Origin of the sequence: Thiohalocapsa sp. ML1, from assembly GCF_001469165.1 — a bacterium.
In the GTDB taxonomy this organism is placed as follows: domain Bacteria; phylum Pseudomonadota; class Gammaproteobacteria; order Chromatiales; family Chromatiaceae; genus Thiohalocapsa.
In genome coordinates this window covers 65,834-72,651 of record NZ_JABX01000031.1, presented here as the reverse complement: position 1 = coordinate 72,651, position 6,818 = coordinate 65,834, and the positions used below count along the sequence as shown (strand labels likewise).

Annotated in this window: 8 protein-coding genes; 1 reads left to right on the top strand and 7 read right to left on the bottom strand. The window is 68.8% G+C overall.

The features are described from left to right. The 4 genes from ML01_RS18355 to ML01_RS18340 all read right to left on the bottom strand — a co-directional run. The coding region (locus ML01_RS18355) for an FAD-dependent oxidoreductase (protein ID WP_162268050.1) at positions 1 to 358 on the bottom strand (358 nt) is incomplete at its 3' end. 30 nt (positions 359 to 388) lie between these two features. Then, positions 389 to 700: a hypothetical protein gene (locus ML01_RS18350; protein WP_058556843.1), complete on the bottom strand. Its 312-nt coding sequence runs from the start codon at positions 698 to 700 to the stop codon at positions 389 to 391. 313 nt (positions 701 to 1,013) lie between these two features. Further along, the gene (locus tag ML01_RS18345) at positions 1,014 to 1,763 is read right to left on the bottom strand and encodes a ThiF family adenylyltransferase (protein WP_058556842.1); all 750 of its coding nucleotides are present in this window, start codon (positions 1,761 to 1,763) and stop codon (positions 1,014 to 1,016) included. Further along, positions 1,760 to 2,545 carry a TatD family hydrolase gene (locus ML01_RS18340; RefSeq protein ID WP_058556841.1) on the bottom strand — a complete coding sequence of 262 codons (786 nt, stop codon included), beginning with the start codon at positions 2,543 to 2,545 and terminating at the stop codon, positions 1,760 to 1,762. Before ML01_RS18340 ends, ML01_RS18345 begins: the two co-directional genes overlap by 4 nt. Before the next feature lie 280 nt (positions 2,546 to 2,825). On the opposite strand from ML01_RS18340, the gene ML01_RS18335 reads away from it, so the two are divergent. Then, on the top strand, positions 2,826 to 3,257 hold the full coding sequence (locus ML01_RS18335; protein WP_254045307.1) for a DUF29 domain-containing protein: 432 nt from the start codon (positions 2,826 to 2,828) through the stop codon (positions 3,255 to 3,257). A 12-nt stretch (positions 3,258 to 3,269) separates the two neighbouring features. Here the strand turns inward: ML01_RS18335 and ML01_RS18330 are convergent, their stop codons facing one another. From ML01_RS18330 to ML01_RS18320, 3 genes are all read right to left on the bottom strand, one after another. Continuing rightward, positions 3,270 to 3,689, bottom strand: coding sequence for a hypothetical protein (locus ML01_RS18330; protein ID WP_058556839.1), 420 nt, complete (start codon positions 3,687 to 3,689; stop codon positions 3,270 to 3,272). A gap of 167 nt (positions 3,690 to 3,856) precedes the next feature. Then, complete coding sequence (locus tag ML01_RS18325; protein ID WP_058556838.1) at positions 3,857 to 5,398, bottom strand: tetratricopeptide repeat protein; 1,542 nt, start codon at positions 5,396 to 5,398, stop codon at positions 3,857 to 3,859. Positions 5,399 to 5,403: 5 nt separating this feature from the next. After that, positions 5,404 to 6,759 (bottom strand): hypothetical protein, encoded by a 1,356-nt coding sequence (locus tag ML01_RS18320; protein WP_058556837.1) that lies wholly within the window; start codon positions 6,757 to 6,759, stop codon positions 5,404 to 5,406. Between the last annotated feature and the right edge of the window lie 59 nt (positions 6,760 to 6,818).

Here is a 6,818-nt window from a genome sequence, read left to right as displayed (position 1 = left end):
CGCGAAGCCGGCTGAAAGCCGGCGCTCCCAGTCCGCGCCTGACCGGGATCGCCGGCTTTCCAGCCGGCTCGGCGCCGACGCGGCTCGATGCCGCGTCGGCGGCGTCCGGGCCGATAAGAGGCCACAGGCGCAGTCGTCCGCCCGGCAGCGCGGCATGGGCAACCGCCCGGCTCCCGCGCCGCAGATCGCGCGCCGGGGGCATCGGGTCCTGGATGCGGCAGACACGTTCCCCGTGGTCGATGCCGGTGACGACGACGCCGAGCCGATGCAGCGCCTGGCCGATCTCAAGACCGATGGGCCCGAGGCCGATGACGGCGACCGACGCCGGCAGCTCTGCCTGCTCGAAGATGTCGTCCACCGCCAGGATGCCGTCGCCGAAGGCGGCCGTTCAGGCCGGCGGCACCACCGAGCGGGCACCAGTGGCGACGACGATGGCGTCCGCACGGATCTCGCGCTCGCCCACCCGCAGCCGATGCGCATCCAGCAGCTCCGCGTAATCCTCGATGAGGTGATCGTCGTCCATCTCGTCGGTGGTGTTGGCCAGCACCAGGTCCACGAAGGTGTCGCGCAGGTCGCGCACGTGCTCCAGCGCTGCCGAGCGGTCCAGCGCCAGGGCATCACCGCCGCTGACACCGTAGCGCTTCAGCTTGTCGCGCATCTGGTAGGCGTCCGCCAGGTGGATCGCCACCTTCGACGGCATGCAGCCGATGCGGGCACAGGTGGTGCTAGTAGCGGCCCGCCGTTGATGAGCACCCAGTCGTCCGTGACCTTGCGGATCTCTTTGATCGCGTTCAGACCAGCATGTCCCGCGCCGATCACCGCCACGTCGACTTGTTCGCGCATGACCATCACCCCGTTTCGTCGCTGTCGTTACTCGCGCGCCCGGAAAAACCCAGCACCCGAATAGGTTAAGAAACGAAACAGCGTTTGGGGCGGCGACTATTCGCCGCGCCGCGTGCGAAGCGTCGCGGGGCCTGTAGGGGAATTCCGACAGAAGCGGGCGGGCTCGGCGCTCAGCGGGCCACAGCGCCGGTGTCGCCGAGTAACCGCCGAATGACGCACCCCGCCAGCGTCAGTCCGAACAGCGCGGGCATGTAGCTGATGGTGCCATTCACCGCCCGGTCGCGACCGCGCCCGGTGGGCTCGGGCGGCAGCGGCGGCAGCGGCGGCTCGTCGGACCACACCGCCTGCACGCCGCGATCGTGGCCGAGGCGGCGCAGGAGCCGGCGCACCTCGCGCGCGAGGCCGCATTCGCGGCTGTCCATGACGTCGGAGACGCGGATGCGGGTCGGATCAAGCCGCCCGCCCGCGCCCATGCTCGCGGTGACGGGCACGCCGGCGGCAAGCGCCGCAGCCAGCAGCGCGACCTTGCTGCTCAGGCTGTCGATGGCGTCGGCGATGTGGTCGAAGCCGCCGTCGCCGACGACGAGTGTCGGCATGTCGTCCACGGACAGGAACGCATCGAGGATGTCTACGCGGCAGCGCGGGTTGATGTCCGCGATGCGCGCGGCGACGACGGCCGCCTTCTTGATGCCGACGGTGGTAGTCAGCGCGCAGAGCTGGCGGTTCAGGTTGGACGGCGCGACGACATCGAAGTCCGCGATGGTAAGGCGGCCGACGCCCGCCCGCGCCAGTGCCTCCGCCGCAAAGGAGCCGACGCCGCCGAGCCCGCAGAGCAAGACACGGGACTCCGCCAGCCGCGCGCAGCCCTCCGCGCCGATCAGGATCGCCGTGCGTTCCCAGATCGGGTTCGGCGCGCTCATGCGTCGGGCGCTCCGGGCAGGCCGAGCACCGCGCGCGCGTTCGCGGTGGTTGCCGCGGCGAGCTCCGCAGGATCGGCGCCGCGCACCTCGGCCAGCGCCGCGAGCACCTCCGGCAGGTACTCGGGGCTGTTGCGCTGGTAGCGGTGCGAGGCGACGGTGAGGTCCGGCGCGTCGGTTTCGAGCACGATGGCCGCAAGCGGCAGCGCGGCGGCGAGCCCCCGGAGCTTGGTGGAGCGCGCGAAGGTCAGCATGCCGCCGAAACCGAGCTTGAAGCCTAAGTCCAGATAGCGCTCGGCCTGCTCCGGGCTGCCGTTGAAGGCATGCGCGATGCCGCCGCCAACGCCGGCGTCCGCTAGCAGCCCGAGCATGTCCGCGTGCGCCTTGCGCACGTGCACGAGCACCGGCAACCCGGCCTCCGCGGCGACGGCGAGCTGTGCCGCGCAGAGCTCGCGCTGGCGACGGCGCTCGCCGGCCTCGGTGGCGACGTGATAGTCGAGGCCGATCTCGCCGACGGCGAGGGGTCGCTGCTCGGCCACCGCGGCGGCGAGGGCGGGCACGTCCTCATCGCGGTGCTGCGCCAGATAGACCGGGTGCAGCCCGAGCGCGGGATACAGCCCGGCGTCCTCGGCACAGAGCGCGAGCAGCTTCGGCCAGCCGGCGCGATGAATCGCCGGCACGACGATCTCCCGCACGCCGCCGGCGCGGGCCGCGGCCAGCACCCGCGCGCGGTCCGGGTCGAAGTCCTCGACATCGAGGTGGCAGTGGGTGTCGATGAGGTGCATGGTGCCATTCGCTCTAAACCCGTTCAAAAACAACTGATACCCACCTCCCCCACCCACGTCCCGCCAGCCGCTAGTCGGGATCGAAATCGAAATCGAAATCGGGATCGAAATCGGGATCGGGATCGAAATCGACGCGGGCAACCGCCGCCGACCAAGCATCCGCCGCTTTGGATTGGCGCTCGCTGCGCGCGAGGCTATCCTAAGCCCGATGACCCCGGCCTGAAACGCAAAGGCCGACATTGCGAGCATCACCGCCCAGGTGTGCTCCGGAGCGGACTCAGTGGCAGTTTCCCAAGATACCGATTACTACGCCTGGACCTTGGCAACCGCGGAGCGCCTGCGCACCGGCCGCGTGAGCGAGGTGGATTTGGACGGCGTCGCCCAGGAGCTCGAAGATATGGGCAAGGCCCAGCGCCACGCGCTGGCGAGCCACCTCAAGCTGCTGATCGTCCATCTGCTCAAGTGGCGGTACCAGCCGGGCTTTCGGGGTGTGAGCTGGCGGCTCTCCATCGACAACGCTCGTGACGAGATCGCCGAGCTTCTGGAAGACAGCCCGAGCCTGCGGGGGAAGGTCGCCGAGCTTGTCGCCCGCCGTTACCCTGCGGCACGCAGCCGCGCGGCGCTGGAGACCGGGCTGTCCGAGGAGACCTTCCCGCCGACCTGCCCATTCTCCGAGTCCGAGCTGCTGGACCCGGCCTACCGGCCGGACTGAGGCTCCGCCGCCCTAGTCCTCGATCATCGGGTATTGCTCCGGCCGCTGCCCCCGCTCCGAGAGCACCACCGGATACTCGACGCCGGGCTCCGGCTCATAGGGCTGGTGTCGGGTGCGGGAAATCTGAAACACCCAGTGGTCGCCATAATCGAACAGATAGTAGAGCCGCCGGTCCGTCGGCAGCGGGAACAGCGACTCGATGCTGTGCTCGTACAACCCGCCGTCCTCGTCGTCGAAACGGATGCGCTCGCGGCTGCGCGGCGTGCGCGCGATAAAGAGCTCGTACAAGTGGTCGTTATCGAAGGCTACAGCCCGCTGGATGGCGTGGTGCAGCCACTCCAGCGTCGACGAGGCATCCACCGCGATCGTCGCTTCCCAAGGGCCATCGGCGCGCCAATGAGGGAGCAGCTTGATGTTCAGGTTCCAGATCATTGTCGAGCGGTCTCCTGTCGTTAGGGCACTGACCCGCGCCGTGCTCGGGCTTCAACGCAGGCTCAGCGCCAGCGGAAAGACCCCGGTCTTGGGGCGGCGGCGCTGTTGCATCTCCGCAGTCGGCAGGGCTGCCGAGACGACGCGCCGCGCCACGCGACCGGGTTGCCTCAATCCGTCGGCACGGCCGAGCGCGGGTGCGGCTCGCCGCGCCGCAGACGTATCCCGGCCAAGTCGTCCGAACGGCCGAGGGCCGACAGCAGGCCCTCGATGGCTTCCCAGCCCGTCGCTTCCGACTTTCGGTCGCCGAGCGCCGCCGCGATGCGGACGGCCGCGCTGAACTGATCAAGGGCCTCGTCCAGGCGCCCGGACGCTTGCAGGGTGCTGCCGAGATTGACGACCGCGGTCAGCTCGCCACGACGGTCGCCGGCGTCCTTCGCGAGCATTAGCGCCTTTTCCTGCAACGCAACCGCCGCGTCGGTGCGACCGGTGCGCAGCAGCAGCAGGCCCAAGTTCGTCGTTGCGGCGACCTCCGTGGCGTGGAGGTGCAGCGTGCGGGCCAGAGCAATGGCGCGGCGCAAGTTCCTTTCCGCTGCCGCCGGATCGCCGTGCTCCATATCCATAAGGGCCAGGTTTGCCAGTCCGAGGGCCTCCGCGCGCTCGTCGCCAAGCTCGCGTGCGATTGCCAGGGCCGCGGTGAAGGCCGCACGGGCCGCGTCCACGTTGCCCTGCTCGGCCTCCAGCATGCCGAGGCTACCCAAGGCCGAGCCTTCACCATACCGATAGTTGATTCGGCGGGTCAGCTCCAGCCACCGGCTGTAGGCGTGTCGAGCCAGATCCACCTCCCCCTGAGCTTGATGGCAATGGCCGATACGCGCGAGCACTTGTCCTTCTGCGAGGGGGTGGCCAATTTGCCGATATCCGGTCAACGCGGCCTCGTAGTGCTGTTCCGCGTCCTTAAACCGGCCGGCGCGCTGCGCGAGCATGCCCACCTGGGCGGAAGCGGATGCCGCATCGCCGACCCGGCCTGCCTCGCGATAAATCGCCAGTGCCGTCTGCGCGTCGGTGCGGGCGGCGTCCAGGCGGCCAAGGTCCGAGCGCAATTGCGCCCGTTCAAGCAAGTGGCCCGCGTCCGAGGGCGTCGTCGGTCGCTTTCCGTCAAGCGCCCGATCCAGGGCCGCGAGCCTTCGTGCCGCGGTGTCGGATTGCACGGCCGGTTGATCTGCCGTGACCCGGGCCGGGGTACCGAGTTGCCGCGGCGCGGTGCCGAAGTCCGCCACCAGCTCGCGCCATGCCCAGAGGTCGGGGGCCTCCCGGGCCAGATCGGCGGCCAAACCCGCGGGCAGCCAGCACAGGATCGGGATCGGCGCGACCTCGGCCAGCCGCTCCCGATGATAGTTGAGGCCGCGGATACGCCGGGGCGGGTCGTCATCGAACCAGGTTTCGAGGCCGGTGAGATAGACGGGCCGGCCGGAATGGGCAAGCTCGGCCAGTTGCCGCTCAAGCCACCCCACCTCGGCACCCGGAGCAATCTTCAAGGCCGTTCCCGCCGGCAGCGCCGCGGTGATGCGCTCACGATAGGCAGGGTCGTTGAACAGCGCGATGATCAGCCGAAAACCGTCGGGCTCGCAGAGTGCGTTGCGCACACGCGCCAGCTCCCGCCGATGCGCGGACTGAATACCGGGGCTGCCATTGTGCTCGGGCGTAGCCATCGCGGTTATTCGGCAACATCGAGTGTATCTGCCGATGCCAGCTCGTGCCGGGCGGCGCAGTAGCCTTCGAGGGTACGGACCGCCGGATGGCTCGCCCACCAGAAGCTGTTGTATTCCAGCAGCGCGAGATCGTACAGCAGGCGCCGCGTCCGCCCGTCGATTGGCGTGTATTCCGGTGGCGCCCGATCGATGGCCGCCAGCAGGGCATAGTCTTCCTGTTGGATGATCCGCCGATAATCGGTCGCCAGCCGGCGCACCGCCTCCTCCGCCGCCGCATGATCGATGGGCCGGCCGAAGGACTCGGCCAACGCATAGCTCAACAGCCGGAGGAGATCGCGCGGATGCCCGCCGGAGATCCGGATCAGGTAGTCCAAGATGGCCCTTGCATCCGTGAAGAGTCTCCCGTCGATCCGCGCCAGGGCCATTCGGCGCATCGTATCCATCGCCTCGGGCAGCGGTGTTTCGGCGTGCTTGTCGGCAAGCTTGATCATGGGCAGGCGCACGATGCTGAAGCTCTGCGCCAGCACGCCGCGCTCGCTGATCAGATCGATCGGTGCACAGTAGATCGCATTGGCGCGCACCATCTTTAGCTGATAGACGTCGCGCTCGAAGAAGGCATCGGCGTCGTCGCCGCGCAGCCGGTCCGTGCCGTCCACGATGAACAGGAGGCCTTGGCCCTGCTGCTCGGCGCGCACGCGCTCCCGAGCATGCTCGATGAGGCCGTTGAAGGCGTCGGCGAACTGCGGGAAGCTGGCGCGGACCACCCGCCGCAGCTCGTGCTTGTGCACGCTGTTGGCGCGGATACTGTTCACGACACCGGCCAACAGCCGGCCCAGGAAGGGCAGCCCGGCCTTCACCTCGGCCCCAGCCTTGAGCTCCGCGGCCAGCTCTTTGGTCTGGGTGTGGCTTTCGATGCGCTCGAAAAACCAGTCTTGTAGGCGCTCAACATGGACGCCGTCGATGTCGATGCCGTCCCGCCCCAGTTGCGCCGTCAAGGCCTCGGCTTGAGCCAGCAGGACATCGCCGTATTCGACGTCGTTGACATCCAGCAGCTTGAGCACATCGACCAGTACGACATAGTACCGATCCGGCCGATGCAATTCCGCGGCGAGGCGCCGCAGCTCGGTGCTCTTGCCGCAGCCGCGATGACCGCCGAAGAGCACATACTGGCAATCCGGCGGCGCGTCCAGCGGTCCGTCGGCGGCATCAATGCCGAGTTCGAACAGAAAGCGGTGCAGGCGGAAGTCGCCGCGGACGGCGTTCAGATCGACCAGGCGCGGGTCATCGGCCGCCAGCGGCTCGTCGAAACGCAGGTTGCCGCGAGCCGCGCGGATCAGCGGTGCGAGGTCTTCCGTTGTCATGGGCGGACCGAAAAGTGTGGCATGCCTAAGCTTAGCCGAGCGCGATACTCCTTGGCCTT